The 17343-nt window shown below is 50.6% G+C and carries 16 protein-coding genes; 2 read left to right on the forward strand and 14 right to left on the reverse strand.

All coding sequences use genetic code 11. The features are described 5' to 3' along the window. Window positions 1-29 precede the first annotated feature (29 nt). Window positions 30-3119 (reverse strand): SbcC/MukB-like Walker B domain-containing protein, encoded by a 3090-nt coding sequence (locus KTG14_RS03345; protein WP_216969442.1) that lies wholly within the window; start codon window positions 3117-3119, stop codon window positions 30-32. Beyond that, a complete protein-coding gene (locus tag KTG14_RS03350) occupies window positions 3116-4279 on the reverse strand; it encodes an exonuclease SbcCD subunit D (RefSeq protein ID WP_216969443.1) in 1164 nt (387 codons plus the stop codon). Before KTG14_RS03350 ends, KTG14_RS03345 begins: the two co-directional genes overlap by 4 nt. A gap of 128 nt (window positions 4280-4407) precedes the next feature. Here KTG14_RS03350 and KTG14_RS03355 point away from each other — a divergent pair, with 128 nt between their 5' ends. Further along, complete coding sequence (locus tag KTG14_RS03355; protein ID WP_216969444.1) at window positions 4408-4629, forward strand: transcriptional regulator; 222 nt, start codon at window positions 4408-4410, stop codon at window positions 4627-4629. 66 nt (window positions 4630-4695) lie between these two features. Then, window positions 4696-5136: a YtoQ family protein gene (locus tag KTG14_RS03360; protein ID WP_216969445.1), complete on the forward strand. Its 441-nt coding sequence runs from the start codon at window positions 4696-4698 to the stop codon at window positions 5134-5136. Window positions 5137-5627: 491 nt separating this feature from the next. On the opposite strand, the gene KTG14_RS03365 is transcribed toward KTG14_RS03360, so the two are convergent. The 12 genes from KTG14_RS03365 to KTG14_RS03420 form a co-directional block, all read right to left on the reverse strand. Next, the gene (locus KTG14_RS03365) at window positions 5628-5774 is read right to left on the reverse strand and encodes a hypothetical protein (RefSeq protein ID WP_216969446.1); all 147 of its coding nucleotides are present in this window, start codon (window positions 5772-5774) and stop codon (window positions 5628-5630) included. A 405-nt stretch (window positions 5775-6179) separates the two neighbouring features. Next, window positions 6180-6500 carry a DUF4870 domain-containing protein gene (locus tag KTG14_RS03370; protein WP_216969447.1) on the reverse strand — a complete coding sequence of 107 codons (321 nt, stop codon included), beginning with the start codon at window positions 6498-6500 and terminating at the stop codon, window positions 6180-6182. A gap of 69 nt (window positions 6501-6569) precedes the next feature. Beyond that, window positions 6570-7553 carry a zinc-binding dehydrogenase gene (locus KTG14_RS03375; protein ID WP_216969448.1) on the reverse strand — a complete coding sequence of 328 codons (984 nt, stop codon included), beginning with the start codon at window positions 7551-7553 and terminating at the stop codon, window positions 6570-6572. Next, the gene (locus KTG14_RS03380; RefSeq protein WP_216969449.1) at window positions 7550-8491 is read right to left on the reverse strand and encodes an ArsA family ATPase; all 942 of its coding nucleotides are present in this window, start codon (window positions 8489-8491) and stop codon (window positions 7550-7552) included. Before KTG14_RS03380 ends, KTG14_RS03375 begins: the two co-directional genes overlap by 4 nt. A 24-nt stretch (window positions 8492-8515) precedes the next feature. Next, window positions 8516-8779 (reverse strand): cory-CC-star protein, encoded by a 264-nt coding sequence (locus tag KTG14_RS03385; protein WP_216969450.1) that lies wholly within the window; start codon window positions 8777-8779, stop codon window positions 8516-8518. Window positions 8780-8898: 119 nt separating this feature from the next. Further along, a complete protein-coding gene (locus tag KTG14_RS03390; protein WP_216969451.1) occupies window positions 8899-10641 on the reverse strand; it encodes a carbon starvation CstA family protein in 1743 nt (580 codons plus the stop codon). Between the two features lie 92 nt (window positions 10642-10733). Then, on the reverse strand, window positions 10734-11651 hold the full coding sequence (locus KTG14_RS03395) for a ketopantoate reductase family protein (RefSeq protein WP_216969452.1): 918 nt from the start codon (window positions 11649-11651) through the stop codon (window positions 10734-10736). 16 nt (window positions 11652-11667) lie between these two features. Further along, window positions 11668-12642, reverse strand: coding sequence for an MBL fold metallo-hydrolase (locus tag KTG14_RS03400; protein WP_216969453.1), 975 nt, complete (start codon window positions 12640-12642; stop codon window positions 11668-11670). After that, window positions 12639-13613, reverse strand: a complete 975-nt coding sequence (locus KTG14_RS03405; RefSeq protein ID WP_216969454.1) for a quinone oxidoreductase family protein — start codon at window positions 13611-13613, stop codon at window positions 12639-12641. The genes KTG14_RS03400 and KTG14_RS03405 overlap by 4 nt, the downstream gene beginning before the upstream one ends. Window positions 13614-13625: 12 nt before the next feature. After that, complete coding sequence (locus tag KTG14_RS03410; RefSeq protein WP_216969455.1) at window positions 13626-15389, reverse strand: acyl-CoA dehydrogenase family protein; 1764 nt, start codon at window positions 15387-15389, stop codon at window positions 13626-13628. A 54-nt stretch (window positions 15390-15443) separates the two neighbouring features. Then, window positions 15444-16217, reverse strand: a complete 774-nt coding sequence (locus KTG14_RS03415) for an SDR family oxidoreductase (protein ID WP_216969456.1) — start codon at window positions 16215-16217, stop codon at window positions 15444-15446. 153 nt (window positions 16218-16370) lie between these two features. Then, on the reverse strand, window positions 16371-17330 hold the full coding sequence (locus KTG14_RS03420) for a threonine ammonia-lyase (protein ID WP_216969458.1): 960 nt from the start codon (window positions 17328-17330) through the stop codon (window positions 16371-16373). Between the last annotated feature and the right edge of the window lie 13 nt (window positions 17331-17343).

A 17343-nucleotide genomic window follows, 5' to 3' on the forward strand; every position in this document is an offset into this window, starting at 1 on the left:
CTTTCTTCTCTCATTGTAAACGTTGCGCATCATTTCAATTGGAAACGCGTCCGACTGATGCCTTCTTTTGTTTTCTCCACTTCCAAAATGGCCGGAATTGCCGCTTTTAATTCCTGCACATGGGAAATGACCCCGATCATCCGCCCTGATTTCTGCAAGTCCACCAAAGTCTCAATGGCTTTATTCAACGATTCTTCATCCAATGAGCCGAAGCCTTCATCGATAAACATCGTTTCAATCGATACATTGCCTTCAAAGCTTTGGATGACATCCGCCATACCGAGAGCCAGACATAGGGAGGCATTAAATTTCTCCCCGCCGGACATCGTTTTGACGTCGCGTGCCTGGCCAGTATAGGCATCGTATACATCGAGGCCAAGGCCGCTTTGTTTCCCGCGCGCTTCCTGCCGGTCGCTTCTCGTCAAATGGAATTGCCCGTTCGACAAATGTTTCAAGCGTTCATTTGCCGCTTCCAAAATCTGTTCCAAATACTCGATTTGCAAATAGCGTTCGAATGATAGCTTCACATCATTTTGGCCCCGGATCGTATCGTAAAGGTCGACGATACGCGCAAATTCGGCTTCAGCCGCAGCTTCTTTGGCAGACGCCTCGTAGACTTCATCAAAGAACGCCTGGGCTTTTTTCTTGTATTCTTTGGATGTGTTCAATTCCGAAAGTGCTCGTTCGTAATCGGATTTCAATTCGGCAAGCATTTGTTCCGCATCAGACACGTCAACGCGGCTACGGCCATCGAGCGCGCTTTCGAGTTCTGCTGCTTGCCGCTCTGTCGTGTGGCGGTCTTGCTTGTATTGCTCAATTTGCGTTTTCAATTCTTCGTAGCGGAATGTGTCCAGTTTGGCCTGTTGATAAGCTTCTTTCGTAGCGAACGCGGATTTCACGAGCGCTTCCTCGAAACGGCTTTCGGCGTGGCCGCGCTTTTCTTGCAATTCTTGCATGGACTGCTGGCTATGGCGAAGCGATACGGCCGCTTCCGACACTTGCCGCTCGGCTTTTTGCAGGGCCTCCTGCGCTTGTTGCCAAGCCGCTTCCAAGCGGTCTTTCATTTCCTGCGCTTTTGCGGTTTCTTTTTGAAGCGACGCCAGATCACGGAGCGTTTGCGGAATCGATGTCAGTTTGCTTTCCAATACCGCCTGTGCCGATTCATATGCGCTGCGTTTTTCGTGCGCGCTGTGCTGAGCTTCCGCCTGTTGTTTTTTTAAGCTAGCTAACTGCTCTTCCATCTCCCCAAACGCCAACTTGCGCTTGCGCAGCTGTTCCTTATCGGACTGCAATTGTTTGAGCTCTCCAGTTAATGAATGCTGTTCAGCACGCGCCGCCTCCAATTGCGCGCTAGCTTGTTCCGCAGCGAGTGACATGGCATCCATTTCCATTCGCTTCTCTGCCGCCTGCTCACGGAGTGTGGCTTGTTCCGCTTCTGTTTTGCGGAATTTTTGCTCGCTTTGCGCCACCACTTGCTTGGCCTGTTCCATCGCTTGCTGGTCCACTGCTGCAGAACTGCCTCGCTGTTTTGCTGGATGGTCGAGACTGCCGCACACCGGGCACGCTTCCCCGTCATGCAGTTGCGATGCGAGCAGCGCCGCCTGGTTGGCGAACCAATCATGTTCCATCAATTGATAGGATTTTTGTGCTTGTTCAAATTCCACCTGATCTCCCGCTGATTGTTCGGCCAAACTCCCTAGCTTTTGCTCCAAGCGAAGATATTCCGCCAAGACGCGTTGTTGTTCCGCCAAGCGGTTCTGGCGGTCTCGCTTATCATCGAAATGCTCGAGTCTTTCTTCCAGTTGTTGAATCAGCGATTTCGTTTGTGCCAGTTGTTGCTCGGCGCTTGCCGTTTGTTCGTCCGACCTTTGCAATGCCGTTCTTTCGTGAATAGCTGCTTTCTCTAATTGTTGGACAGCTGTACGCTGTTGTTCCAGTTCCTTTACGCCTGCTTCCATATCATGCAAACGGATCAGCGCTTGCTGTGCAGCCTGGCGCTGTTCATGGCGGCTTTCTTCTTCGTCCTTCACTTGCTGCGCCTGCCGATTCATTTCTTGGGCTTGCTGTTCAGCCGCCTCGGCACGAAGCAATTCTTCTCGTTTTTGGCGTTCATTGGCTACAAGCTCCAGTAGCTGTTCCTCCAAGCCCGTAATCATGCCCGCTTGATCGGCTGCTGTGACTTGCTGTTCCCATTCCTTGACCGCCGGGAGTTGTTTTTCGAGTTTATGCAAATGGCGCTTTTTCGCTTCTAATTCGTCGAAGCGCCCGTTCCAGCTTTTTGCCTCGTGAAACTCGGCCATTTTTTTATTGTGGAAGTCATAGGATTGCTGATAGCGCTCCTGCAAGCCGATGCTTTCCGATTCATAATGGCGGATTTCTCCTTCAAGCCCTGCGAGCAATTGGCTGCGCTGGAAATCGCCTTGTGCGAACACTTCAAAAAGAGCCGATTCACGCTGCGGCAAAGAACCCGCAATCGCCTGCACTTGCTCTTTGTACAGCATTTGCTGCGCTTTGAAGCGCTCTTGCGCCTCGTCTTTTTTGTGCTTGAGCCGCTCGGCAACCAAGCGGTACGGTTCGGTGCGGAAAATCTTCCGTAAAATCGCTTCCTTATTATCCGTTTCAGACGTCAATAGCTTGCGGAATTCCCCTTGCGGCAGCATGACGATCTGATTGAACTGTGAAAAAGTCAGCCCGAGGATTTCTTCGATGCGGCGATTGAGTTCCGAGACGATTTGCCGCTCCACACAAGGCTTTTCGCCCGCGTCGGTCACTTCAAAAAACTCATAGCGTTCACCGGTTGCGCTTTTATTGCCTACTTTCACATGACTCATCTGTCGCAGGATGCGGTAAGTCGTGCCGTGCACTTCAAAAATCAATTCGGCTGATGTATGGACCGAATCTTTGGCGAAATCGCTGCGCAGGTTTTTCGGTTCGCTGCGGTCCGAGCCGCTTGCCGAACCATAAAGCGCAAAGCAAATGCCATCAAAGATGCTTGTTTTGCCCGCACCGGTGCTGCCGGAAATGACAAATAAGCGATTACCTTCCAAGTCTTCAAAATTGATTTCTTCGCTATCGCGGTATGGACCGAACGCCGTCAGTTTCAATTTGACCGGTTTCATGACTTCACCTCTTCCCGTTCAGAATCTGCCTGCAGGAATTCCTGCAACACGTCACCGAATAGTTCAGCTGTTTCCTGAGACGGTGCATCGCCCTTTACTTCCTCGTAAAATGCGTTGAACAATTGCATCGGGTCCATTTTCCGGCGGTTGCCGATGGTCGATTCGCCTGCTTGTTTTGCGAACGTTTTACGCTGGACGTGCATCGCATTCGGATACACCGAGCGGACCTTTTCCATCGGATACAGGACAGGCGTCTCATCGAGCAAGGTGACGAAGACATAATCGTCGCTTCTCTCATGGCCCATGATGTCTGCGATGGTCCCTTCAACTGAACGCATATCGCGTTTCGCTTCGAACAAGCGCTTGTCAACCGTAACGGAACCGTCCGCCGCCAAGTCGACGATATGGTAGCCTTTTTGATGATGCTCTTCTGAGATCGAATACTTCAATGGCGATCCTGAATAACGGATCGTCTCATTCAATACATAATGCGCTTTATGCAAATGGCCGAGCGCTGTGTAATGGAACGGCTGAAAATGCTGCGCGCTGACATGTTCCGCCCCGCCGATCGCAAGCGGCCGTTCGGAATCGCTCGTATTGTCTTCCTGTTCTCCGCGAGGCGTGACGAACGCATGGCCGACAAACACTTGGCGCGCCGACGGATTCATTTCAGCGGAAATGCGTCCGGTCATCGCTTTCATCGCATCGTCATGGGTTTTGATGTCCGGATTTTCAAAAACATGGCGCACCATCGACGGATCCGTGTAAGGTACCAGATGGAAATGCACTTCGCCCGCTTCGTCTCTCAAAACGACCGGATCAAAATATGGCCGTACCGGTCCCGCGATATGGAGGCCGTTGCTTTTCAATGCGCGGCTCCCGAAATCAAGCCTTCCCGGGCTGTCATGGTTGCCTGCCACCGCAATAACCGGCACTTTCATGTCCAGTACAATTTTCGCTAGTGTATCATCTAGCAAACGCACCGCTTCTGTCGGCGGCACTGCGCGGTCGTATAAATCGCCCGCAATGACCAATGCATCAGGGCGCTCCTGTTCGATCGTGTTGATCAACTGTTCCAGCACAAATCGCTGATCTTCTGTCATATATACGCCCTGCACTAATTTCCCGAGATGCCAGTCAGCAGTATGGATGAATTTCATAAAAAGATCCCCTTTCTTCTATATAAAAGAATATACGTTCGTTCCATTATACACGATTCATTTCACTTGTTTCATTCCACAGACCGGTTTATAATGAGAACAAACGTTCTTAACTGGGGAGGGTTATCATGAAAGCGCAACTTCTAAAAGCATTCAAGTACCGGCAATTAATCGACATGATGTACATCGCAAATGACGGCACTATCAGCAAGCGCCGCGTCAAAATCCTGAAAGTCAGCGGTGATTCGTTCCAGGCTTATTGTTTTTTGCGCCGCGAGAAGCGCCATTTCAAAATCAGCCATGTGCTTTCATGCATGCCCGTCCGCACTAGAGAACGTCAAATTGTCTGAATCCTTCTCCACCTCTTCTTCCTTTATGCTACACTAAGAGGAAATGGAAAATGGAGGTTGAGACTCATGAGATTAACCGTTTACCTGGCAGGCGAAATTCACAGCTCGTGGCGCGATGAAATCAAAAAGAAATCCTTGGCGCTCGATTTGCCGGTCGATTTCGTCGGCCCGATGGAAGACCACGACCGCTCCGATAATATTGGCGAAGAGATCCTTGGCGAACAACCGAACGCCATCTTCAAGGACGCCGCGGCATCCAGCTTCAATAATTTGCGCACGAGCGTGTTGATGGAAAAATCGGACCTCGTCATCGCCTTGTTCGGCGAGCAGTACAAGCAGTGGAACACGGCGATGGATGCAAGCGCCGCATTGGCAAGCCATAAGCCGCTCATCGTTATCCGCCCTGAAAAACTGCACCATCCGCTAAAAGAGCTATCCCAAAAAGCGAACGCCACCGTCGAAACTTGTGACCAGGCAATCAAAGCTTTGTCTTATATTTTCGAATAACAAAAAGTGCAGCGGCTCAGGCCGTTGCACTTTTTTATTGGTGAATTTGAATGATAGAAAATCAAAAGATGTGTCATTCATTGTTGGGTGCTTCTCTGAATAGTAGCTTCCCGGATCGAGCATTAACAAAGATAGCTAGAATTTTCGGGTGTAAATGTTTGTGTGTTTGCTTTAAGCTTCATCTTACTATTCGCTGCCCGGCTTTGGGTTGGCCTTTGGCAATAAGCCAGAAAGAGCGCCTGTCTTATTGCGCCGGCTCACCCTTGACGCTCGGCAGCTTGGAGATTCCTTTATGTGAAGATTGTTTAATCAGATCTGCTTCTGTATTCAGTTGCCGGCTAGCGGGGGAATCGCTTCCCGGATCGAGCATTAACAAAGATAGCTAGAATTTTCGGGTGTAAATGTTTGTGTGTTTGCTTTAAGCTTCATCTTACTATTCGCCGCCCGGCTTTGGGTTGGCCTTTGGCAATAAGCCAGAAAGAGCGCCTGTCTTATTGCGTCGGCTCACCCTTGACGCTCGGCAGCTTGGAGATTTCATTGGGTGCAGCTTGTTCAAAAATATCTGCTTCTGTATTCAGTTGCTGGCTAGTGGGGGAATCGCTTCCTGAGATGGTGCGTCTGATCATGTGATGCTTCAATCGGACATCTTGTTATTTTTTTGGTGGATGGGAACTCGCGACACTTCATTCTTTGAACTAGTTGAAGCAAGCTGTAGAATATGATGCATTTCCACACTTTCTGCTAAGTGAGCTAAAGAAATGGTTTCCCACTCTAAAGCTAGAGACGGAGCGGAAATGGCTGACTCCTGGGGGATCGTGCGGGCTGGCGAGACAAATGTGCCGCGCTCTTTGGCACATTGGCTCAACACCCGCCCCATTCCCGGGCAGCTGAAAAAGCGAGGTCCTGCCGCATCAGCTGCATGATCAATCTCTTACTCTAAAACAGAGATGGAGCGAAAGCTTACATAAACTTTGATTTGCAGCTCCACACAAAAACCCGCCGAAAATATTCTCGGCGGGTTTTGTGATGCTGCTTTTATTGCATTATTGGTACCATGCACCGACAATCGGATAATCGTAGGGTTCGTTTTTCAAAGCTTTGATGATTGCCATGATCGGCACGATGATTCCGATAGCGCCGAACAATAGCAAGAGCGGGAATCCGATCAATACGGCCGTCAGCAAGGTCGATGCGAAAAGCAATGCTCCCATAACCAATTGGAACAGCAAGGCTTGAATCGACAATTTCTTTAATTCTTGGTCGTCCGTCACAAGCATGGCGACGAAAAAGACGAGCACCGGGACAAGGAACGGGGCGAAAAACGCACTGGCGTGGACGAGTATTTTCAACCCGGTTTTCTCCATTATAATGACCTCCAGTCAATTTGCTTTCTTACCCTTATATACGGCCGATGATCAAAAAAGTTTCATTTTTTATTCAGAAGCACGCAAAACTACTTTGCCGAACTGCTTGCCTTGCGCCAAATAATCAAACGCTTCTTGCGCTTCGTCCAAGGAGAAGACGCGGTCGACGGCAGGATGGGTATCGTGCTGTTCGATGTGCTGGATCATGTCGCGCAATTCCTCGCGGCTGCCCATCGTCGAGCCGAATAATTGATACTGACCATAGAAAAAGCTGCGCAAGTTGAAATCGACGTTATCGGCTGTTGTCGCTCCGAAAATGACGATGCGCCCGCCTTTTTTCAATACCTCGAGCGAGCGGTTGAAGGTAGCTCCGCCGACGCTGTCGATGACGAGGTCGATCGTGTGTCCTTCGAGTTCCTTGACCCAATCGCTATCGGTCGGAATGGCGATATCCGCGCCGATTTCTTTTGCTCGGGCAAGTTTATCTTCACTTCTGGATGTGACGATTACCGTCGCACCGGCGTTTTTCGCAAATTGAATCAAGAACGTCGCGACACCGCTACCGGCGCCTGGAATGAACAAGGTATCGCCTTTTTTCAATTGCCCTTTCGTAAACAAGGCGCGGTAGCCGGTCAAAGCAGGCAAAGCGAGCCCTCCTGCTTGTTCCCATGATAGATGTGCTGGTTTTTTCTCCAGTTGTTCTGCGGAAATGGCGATTTTCTCTGCGAAGGTTCCGTGGTCGGGCATGCCCAGAATATCGAAGCCTTCTGGCGGTGCGTCGCTGTTTTGTACCCAGCGAAGACCCGGATTGATGATGACTTCATCTCCTACTTCAAAAGCCGTCACGCCTTCACCGAGCGATTCAACGACACCTGCCCCATCAGATCCGATAATCAACGCTTCCGGGTTATCCCCGTAACGTTTCAATAAGCCAAGATCTCGGCGGTTAACCCCTGCGTCGCGGATTTTCACCACCACTTCTCCTGGCTGCGCTGTTGGTTCTGGCATATCTTTTAGTTTATATTGTCCTGCTTCCATCACGAATGCTTTCAAATTACGTCACCCTCCTGAAAATGTTGGCTGAATTGTTCAAGCTGTTGCTTGCTGATAATGTCTTGTGAAAACAGCGGTATGTACAATCGCTGCTGTTTCGGAAATGTTTCTTTAATCATGTCCATGTACTTCGTTTCGTGTTTTTTGCGTTCTTGGAAAAAGGCGCCTTCCACTTGCTCCGGAAGTACTTTATTGATGATCAAGGTTTTGACGTGGAGATGGTATTTATCTAATAGTTCCAAGGCTTTTTTTGTCTCCAAAATCGGCAGGCGCTCCGGGTTCAAGACAAAAACAAACCCGGTTTGCTTAGCGTCGAGTAAAATATCGCGCGCTTTCGAGAAGCGTTCCTGGCGTTCGCGCAACACGTCATAAATCGGGTCTTCGCGGGGTTCGCCATCGTTCAACAGCGCCGTATAGTTCTCATTCGTCTTGCGGCGCTTATCGAGTAAACCTTCAATCCAGACGCCCATCAATTCCGGCAGCGACAACAGCCGGATCGTGTGTCCTGTTGGTGCCGTATCGAACACCAGCTTGTCAAAATGCTGGCGCTCCTCGAGAATGATATGGATTAGCTTATCAAAAAGCGCCGCCTCATCCGCTCCGGGAGAAGCTTTTGCCGTATCGAGCTGACGGTTCACTTCTTCCATCATGCTGGTGTGAACCGTACCGCGGATGTTGTTTTTGACGCCTTTAATGTACTTATCCGTCTCGATTTCAGGGTCGATTTCAAGTGCGTATAGATTGTCGGCGATTTCTTTTGTACGGCCGCCGATTTGTTCATTGAAGATATCCCCGACATTGTGCGCCGGGTCTGTCGAGACAAGCAGCGTCTTGTATCCCGCTTGGGCGGATTGCCAGGCAATGGCGGCAGCCGATGTTGATTTGCCAACGCCGCCTTTGCCTCCGACAAAAATAATGCTTTTCGATAAGACGTCCATGGCATTCCCTCGTTTCCTTAAAAGTCAGCAGCAGCGAATTCCAGACAGCGGCGATTTTTCCATGCCCATGCGTAAATGCCAATCGTGAAATTCTTCAATCATATACGGATAAAGCTCGAGCGTGTAATAATAGGCGGGATTCGGGATGCCCAGCATTTCCGAATACAGCATCAATAGGAAGAGATCGTCTTCACTGCGAAGCTCACGGGCAATTTCCGTTCGGTGTGGATGTTCCAAGACAGCCTCGTACCAGTCGATTAGTTTTTTCAGTTTGTCGCTGATCGGCATAATGGCACCTCTTCCTGAAAAAAGTACAAGGGATCATCGAGATGATCCCTTGGCATTCCCTGCTATAAGCAATAAACGTTTCATTAGCAGAAAATTTCATGAAACTTTCTGTCAATTCATTATTTCAAATCTTCGTCTGAAAATCCAGGATTTGATTTGCTCATGAGCGCCTGTGCAGCGGTCAAGATGATCCACAAGGTAAAGACGAAAATAATGGCCCCGAAGACGAACAGCAAGGTATTCGATCCTTCGTTGTACCAAGCCCATTGCAAGAACACTTGCTGGAACATCGCCCATAATGTCATGAACATCAAGAACACCATCGGAATAATGGTAATCATGTAATTTCTTCCCAGCTTGCGCAGCCAGATTGAAATCAACAGCAAGCTGATGCCAGCTAGTAACTGGTTGGATGTTCCGAATAGTGGCCATAAGAGGTAGCCACCGGATCCGAATCCGTTAGGCCCTTCCGGCAAGATGACGAGCGCCATGCTTGAAAGCACCGCAATCGAAGTCGCGACATGCTTTTTCTCGAGCTGCGGCACGTTGTATTCGACACCGAGCTCCGAAATGATGTAACGCATGAGGCGCACGGAGGTATCAAGCGTCGTAGCAGCGAAGGACACGACGATGATTGACACAATCGTCGATGCGACCGATCCCGGAATCATCAAACCGGATGCAAGAACCGTTGCTCCTTCGATAAAGTTTCCGAGGCCAGCACCGCTTGCATCGGCAAAGCTGCTGTAAGAAGCACTGAATGCTGCACGGTCAGGGAACAAAGTGATGACGGCGATGATCGAAATCAAGGCGAGCACGCCTTCACCAACCGCTCCCAAGTACCCGACGAAGCGGGCATCTGTTTCTTTATCCAGCTGCTTAGAGGAAGTCCCAGATGAAACAAGCCCGTGGAAACCGGAAATCGCCCCACATGCAATGGTGATAAAGAGCAATGGAAACCACGAAACATCGACTCCCGGATTAGTTGCCGGAGCCGTGATTTCAGGGTTCGTGAATAATAGACCCAGATACAAAATGGCCAGGCCGACGATCAATTGGTGGGAGTTGATAAAATCACGCGGCTGGAGAAGTTTCCACACTGGCAGTGTCGATGCAATGTAAACGTAAATCATCAATACAACAATCCAGATGAAGAATGCGCTGGAAATCGCCCCAAGACCGAACAGCCCAGCGCCTTCTTCCCCGCCCATATAGCGGACCAGGTCAATTTGCAGAAAGTCCACTTGGCTGGAAATAACCGCTGTCCCGTACATGATTGCAAGCGCTATCACAGAAGGGATTAGCATTTTCATGTTTCGCTTGTAAGCGGCATAGCCGATCCAAATCGCCAGTGGAATCTGGATGAATACCGGAATGACGCTTGCCGGGTACGAGATGAACAAATTCGCAATGACCCAGGCAAATACCGCATTGACCATGAGCACTAGGATCAAGATGATGAATAAGAACAAAATCTTTCCGCGCTGGCCGATTAAACGGTGAGCAAGTGTCCCAACAGACTGTCCTTTGTTGCGGACCGACAGTGCCAGTGTTCCGAAATCATGGACACCCGCTGCAAAAACCGTTCCGAAAACAACCCAAAGAACCGCCGGCAGCCAGCCCCAATAGACGGCGATGGCCGGCCCGAGAATCGGCGCAGCTCCTGCAACGGATGTGAAATGATGTCCCCATAAGACAAATTTATTGGTCGGGACAAAGTCGACGCCGTCTTTGTAACGGTGGGCCGGCGTGACATAATTCGGGTCCAGCTTGAAAATCTTTTCTGCTATGTACTTGGAATAAAAGCGGTATCCGAGAACGAATATAAATAATCCCATAGCAGCTAAAACGATTGCATTCACATTCCTCATCTCCTTCTTATTTGAAATTTCTGCATGCCTTGTTTAATCATAGGATATTAATTTAATATTGTAAATGTTCTGTTTTATTTTTTCTATTTGTTATTGTCGTCATATAATTTCAGTTTTGTATAAACCGTCTCAAGCACCGGCACCGGAATATCCGCTTGCTGTGCTTGTTCGATGAGATGCCCTTGCAAGTGATCGACTTCGATGCCCTGGCCTTTCTCCATATCGCGCTGCATCGATGATTTCATGCTGTCGTCCATGCTGTTCACTTTGTCGAGCTGGATGGCGGCGATCCCTTTTTTGATCGGCGCGTGGATTGCCGTCATGACCGCTTCAAGTTCTTCGAGCAGCGATTGAATGGCGGATTGGCCGGACGGCAGCTTGCGAATCGGGCCGATGGGCGATTCCATAAGCGAGGTGATGCCAGACATCGCCGTGATGAACATATATTTATGCCACATGTCCTGATCGATGTCATCACTCAAAACAAATTCCGCTTTCGTTCCATCGAAATGCGATTTCAATTTGTCGATGCGGGCTGTCCGCTTTCCGCCCAGTTCCCCGTAAACCAATTGATGGATCGGACTCGTCTGGACAATCGATCCGTCTTTACCGATAGTGGTCTCGATAAAGCATAAGCCGCCGATCACCGCTTCTTCCCCGAATGCAGAGACGAGCTGTTCAACATGTGCGATGCCATTCAATAGCGGCAAAATCATCGTCTCTTCACCAACAAACGGACGGATGTCTTCGATAGCTTGTTCAAGCTGATAAGCTTTTGTCGATAAAAGAATAAGTTCGAACGGCTCGGCTTGCATCGTTTTCGTCAAAAGAGCCGGCTGGAGATGCAGATCTCCGTGCCGGCTGTTGACACGCAAGCCATCCTCTTCAATCTTTTTCTTGCGTCCTTCCCTAACCAGAAATGTTAGATCTTCTCCTTTTTCCAACAAACGCGCACCGAAATAACCTCCGATGCCGCCTGCTCCTACCATCAACATTCTCATCCTGACACATCCTTCTTTAAGTTTGTTTATACATCCAGCGCTCCGCTTCCATCACCCGTTCGCATCGGCCCGCGGCGCGTAAATATTCAAGATGGGCCAAAGTCTCCCCGACCGCAAAGCGCATTTCATGGACTGTCAGCGGCCGATTGAACAGGCGCTCGCGCACTTCGAAAATCGTCAGCGGTTGTTCGAGCATCCGCCAAGTCGCATCCAAGCGTTCTTCGTGATGGGCAAGCAATTCATCAATCCGTTTGTTGGCGCCTCGGAACGCGCCCCCGTGCGACGGGATGACCCATTCCACATCCAGTTCACGGATTTTCTCCAAAGAATTCATATACGTCAGAAGTGGATTCGGGTCCCCGTGGAACCAATAGGAAATATTCGGCGTGATGCGCGGCAAAATATGATCTGCCGCCAACAGCGTATTATGCTCGCGTTGATAAAAACACACCATGCCATCTGAATGACCAGGCACGAATAGCACTTCATACTCCAAGCAACCAATGCGCACCTTCTCCCCTTCTTCGAAATAGTGGTCCACTACCGGGAGCGGCGAAATGAGCGGTTGAAATGCTTTCGTATTGCTAGCCATTTCCTCGGCCGCTTTCTGCGGGATGCCCGCTGCACGATAATAGCCGGGCAAAGCGTCCAAAAATGCCTCATTCCAGGATTTCATTCCTGTATCTGCATCGATTTTGCTCATCGATAGTCGCGCGCCGGTCTTTTGCTGCAAGCCGCCCGCATAGCCGAAATGATCCGGATGGTAATGGGTCAAGAGAATCTGCTCTACCTTGTCATCACCGATTTCCCGCTTCCACAACTCTCTCGATACATCATTGTTCAATCCGGTATCGACGATCGTCCAGCCACCCTCTGCTTTTGCCATAAAGCAATTGACGTGGTTCAGCCTAAACGGCAGGGGGTGCCTCACTAGCTTCAATCCAAGTTCGTCCAAAAGCTCTTGGCACTTGGCTTGTTGGATATCGTTCATGGCTTTAGCACCAGCTTGCCGATCGTTTTGCGGCTTTGCAGCAATTCATGCACATCTGCCGCTTGTTCGAGTGGATACGTGCCGCCGATTGTCAATTTCAATTGCCCGCTATCCATATACCCGAGCAGTTCCTGAAAACTTTTCTGGAATAATTCTGGTTTGCGCATAATCTGCGGCAGGAAAAAGCCGATGACCGATTGATTGCGCTTCATCAATTGACCTGGCGCGAATGTCGCCTGCTCGCCGCTTGCCGCACCGAAAATGACCAATCGCCCAAATGGCGCCAAAGTCTTCAGTGTATCGTTGAAGACACTGCCCCCGACCATTTCAAGGGCTAAATCGAAGCCTTTGCCTTCCGTGATTTCTTTGATACGCCCTACCCAGCCATCTTCGCTATAATTCACCAAATCAGTGGCGCCCATTTTCTCAGCATGGAATAGTTTTTCTTCCGTGCTCGCCGTAGCGATGATCTTTCCGGCCCCAAAAAGTTTCGCAAGCTGCACGGCAATCGTCCCGACGCCTCCTGCGGCAGCGTGGATCAATACCGTTTCGCCCGGCTCCAAACGGCCCATCGTTTTTAAAATATGGTAAGCGCTCAAGCCTTGAAGCGGCAATGCCACCGCTTCTTCAAAACTGACGCCTGCCGGGACTGGCGTCAAGACCTGTTCCGGAATTGCCGCATATTCAGCGTAGCCCGATGATTCAATCAAGGCGACGACGCGGTCGCCCGATTTGAAGCGCGTGACGCCCGCTCCTGTTTCGACAACCACTCCCGCCACTTCCGAACCCGGAATATAAGGCAATTCGGTCGGCACGACATATTTCCCTTCCCGCCTTGCTGTATCGGCATAATTGACGCCTGCCGCTTTCACTTCGATCAACACTTCATGATTTTTCGGCGTCGGCTGCTCCGAATCGATATACTGAAGCACTTCCGGCCCACCGTATTCCTCGAATTTCACTACTTTCATGTCTTTTCCCCCTTAGCTAATATACTGCCCTGCCTGATAAATCGTTTGAGCCAATTGGCGTTTAGCCGTAGCTGTCCCGCCGCGCTGCAAGCGGCTAAGTTCAGCTGTCACCATCGCTGTAAAGCGCGCCAGTTCTTCTCCTTCCGCAATGCCTTGGATTATTTGGCGTGCAGTCATCTCGGTTTCGAGCAAGGCATCATCGATAAACACTTGTGTCATCTCCACTTTAAGCTGTGCTTGTTTCTCATCCGATTCTAGCGCCTGTTGTGCGCGCGCGACCGCCGATTCGGCGGCATATAAGGCAATTGCGATGTCTGCAAGTTTTAACAGCGCCTCCTGCTGCTCACCGATTCCAGTCCCATAGGATTTTGCGGCAAGCCCAAGCATGCTGAGGAAGACGCGCCGCATCGCCCGCACGGCTTCCGTTTCGCGGGCAAGCGTTCCAATATATGGCACTTCCGGCGTCTGCATTTCCTCAACAGCCGTCGCCGCTGCCGCTTCCAGGTCAAATGCGCCTTTTGCGGCCGCTTTTAACATATTGCCTGGAATGAGCAATCGGTTCACTTCATTAGTGCCTTCGAAAATGCGGTTGATGCGCGAATCCCTGTACACTTGCTCGATTTTGTATTCCTGGATATAGCCGTAGCCGCCGAACAACTGCAGGCTTTCATCCGCGACAAAATCCAAGGTCTCAGAGCCGTAGACTTTACAAATTGCGCATTCGGTGGCATATTCCATCATCCGCTTCGCAATCAATCCATGGTCCTGCGATTCATACAATCCGCCGAGCGCATCTTCCAAATAGCCAGCAGTCCGGTATTGCAACGACTCCAAAGCGAATATGCGCATCGCCATCGTCGCCACTTTTTCTTGTGTCGCCGAAAACTCCGAAATGGCACGATTAAACTGCTTGCGCTCCTGCGTGTAGCCCAGCGCCAGCGATAAACTGAATTTGGCAGCGCCCATGCAAGCCGATCCTAAATTAAAGCGGCCGAGATTCAGAACGTTCAATGCCACAACATGGCCTTTTCCGACTTCACCAAGCACGTTTTCCACCGGCACTTCACAATCTTCAAAAATGACTGGACGCGTCGAAGACCCTTTAATGCCCATTTTCTTTTCTTCCGGGCCAAGCGATAAGCCAGGATGTTTCTTTTCGACGATAAATGCCGTGAATGCTTTGCCGTCCACTTTCGCATAGGTAATGAAGGTATCAGAAAACGCGGCGTTGGTGATGTACAACTTCGAACCGTTCAGTAAATAATGCGTCCCTTGTTCATTTAGCACCGCAGTCGTTTGGGCAGCTAAGGCATCCGAACCCGCTCCCGGTTCTGTCAGGCAATACGCGCCGATAAACTCGCCGCTTGCAAGTTTCGGCAAATAATATTCCTTCTGTTCAGGCGTCCCAAAATACGTGATCGGCAGCGTCGCGATGCATGTATGGTTGGAATGTGCTACGCCATATCCGCCTGCCGGGCCGAGCGATTCGCCGACGAGCCCTTTGCTGATTTTATCGAGCCCAAGCCCGCCGTAAACTTCCGGAATACTGTGCGCGAGAAGGCCCAGTTCTCCTGCTTTGCGGAAGAGCTTTTGGACGAGTTCAAAATCCTGTCCTTCCAGCCGATCGTTGTGCGGCTGCACTTCTTTCTCCAGAAACTGTTTCGCTGTTTTCGCAATCATTTTATGTTCGTCGGTAAACTGTTCAGGTGTAAAGATCGGGCCCGCGGCTTTTATCAAGAAATCAGCGCCCCGGTATACATTCGCCTCAGCTTTCATCGTCTCCGTCCCCTTTTTTGTTCAAATACGTACAGCATCCAATGGCTGACTCCCTTACATGGCGTGCATACCGCCATCGACCATCACGACATCGCCTGTGACATAATCCGATGCTTTCGCCGCCAGGAATAAAGCCGCCCCTTTCAAGTCTTCATCTGTCCCGAAACGGTTTAACGGCGTTCTCGCCAGCAAACCCTCCTCCCCATGCTTCATCACGTCTTTCGACATTTTTGTCGGGAAGAAGCCAGGCGCGATAGCGTTGACCTTGATATTATGGCGCCCCCATTTCGCGGCCAAGTCTTTTGTGAACGTGATGACCGCGCCTTTGCTCGTATTGTAGCCAATCGCATCCATCAGCTGCGGGTCGATCCCCCCAAGCCCTGCAACTGAAGCGATGTTGATGATCTTGCCGCTGTTTTTTTGAATCATCACTTCCCCCACAGCCTGGCTCATGAGAAATGTCCCGGTGACATTGACCGCCATTACTTTATTCCATGCTTCGAGCGGCATCTCAGTTACAGGCGCTCCCCAGGAAGCTCCTGAATTGTTTACGAGAATATCAATCGTCCCGAACGTCTCGACGGTCTTCTCGACAACATATTTAACGTCTTGTGGACTGGTGACGTCGCAAGCGAGCGCCAAAGTTTTCACGCCCTTCGCTTCGAGCTGCTTGGCGACTTCCTCACATGCTTCCACTTTGCGCGAGCATAGCACCACATTGGCGCCGGCTTCCGCGAATCCTTCCGCAATCTGTGCGCCAAGCCCCCGGCCGCCTCCTGTCACGATTGCTGTCTTGCCAGTTAAATCAAATAAATCCATTACTTGCATATTGCTTCCTCCTCCATTATAAATACCAACTAGTCGGTATGTTCAGAATACTTAAACTTCATGTTACCGTTTTCATCGCTAATATGCAATCGCCTCCCCGCGCCAAAAAGCCGAGCCCCATCACAATTAAGGCTCGGCATATGGCAATCAGATTTATTCAATTTCAGCGTTCAGCAATCCGGCGAAACGCGGCAAGTCGACATTTCCTCCGGAGATCACCGCGATGATGGTCTGATCCGCGGTGCCTGCCTTGCCCGACATGACGGCAGCTGCGGCAACTGCGCCTGAAGGCTCCACCAATTGCTTCGTGCGGACAGCGATATCGCGCATCGCTTCGATGATTTCTTGTTCTTCCACCAATACCAGCCCGTCGAGCAGCCCGCTGACAATCGGGAATGTCAGGTCTCCCGGCTGCGAGGTCCGTAAGCCGTCGGCAATCGTTTCGGTCGGGCCGATCGCTGTAATCTCTCCCCGCTCCAAAGATAAGGCCGTGTCATTCGCAAGCGCCGGCTCTGCGCCAATCACCAATACATCCGGACGCAGTGCTTTCACTGCCGTCAAGATGCCGGAAATCAATCCGCCGCCGCCGACAGGCACCACGATGACGTCAGCATCCGGCAGTTGCTCGACCATCTCTAAGCCCACTGTCCCTTGTCCGGCGATGATGTCGCGATGGTCATACGGAGGAATGTAGACGCCTTTCATTTGAGTCGCGAGCGACTTGGCATGCGGAATCCGCTCCGCTGAAGTCGTTCCGCAATATTCCACCCGTCCTCCATGCGCTTTGATCGCTGCGACTTTTGCCGGGCTTGCATCCCTCGGCACGACGATAACAGAGGCGATGCCGAGCTCCGCAGCTACATAAGCGACCGCTTGGCCATGATTGCCCGAAGACGCGGCCGTTACGAGCGTTGCCCCGTTCGATACTGCATTTGTCACAGCGTTTGCCGCCCCGCGAATCTTGAACGATCCCGTCTTCTGCAAATGTTCCGCTTTAAAGAACACTCGGCGCGCCCATTTTTCCTGGAGCGACCGTGACTGTAAGATCGGCGTTTTATGGATGATGTCTTGAATGCGGCTTCTTGCCTGTTCCACGTCTTCGATTTTTGGCACTGGCCTCACTCCT

The sequence above is a fragment of the Planococcus sp. CP5-4_YE genome (assembly GCF_019042655.1).
GTDB lineage: Bacteria > Bacillota > Bacilli > Bacillales_A > Planococcaceae > Planococcus.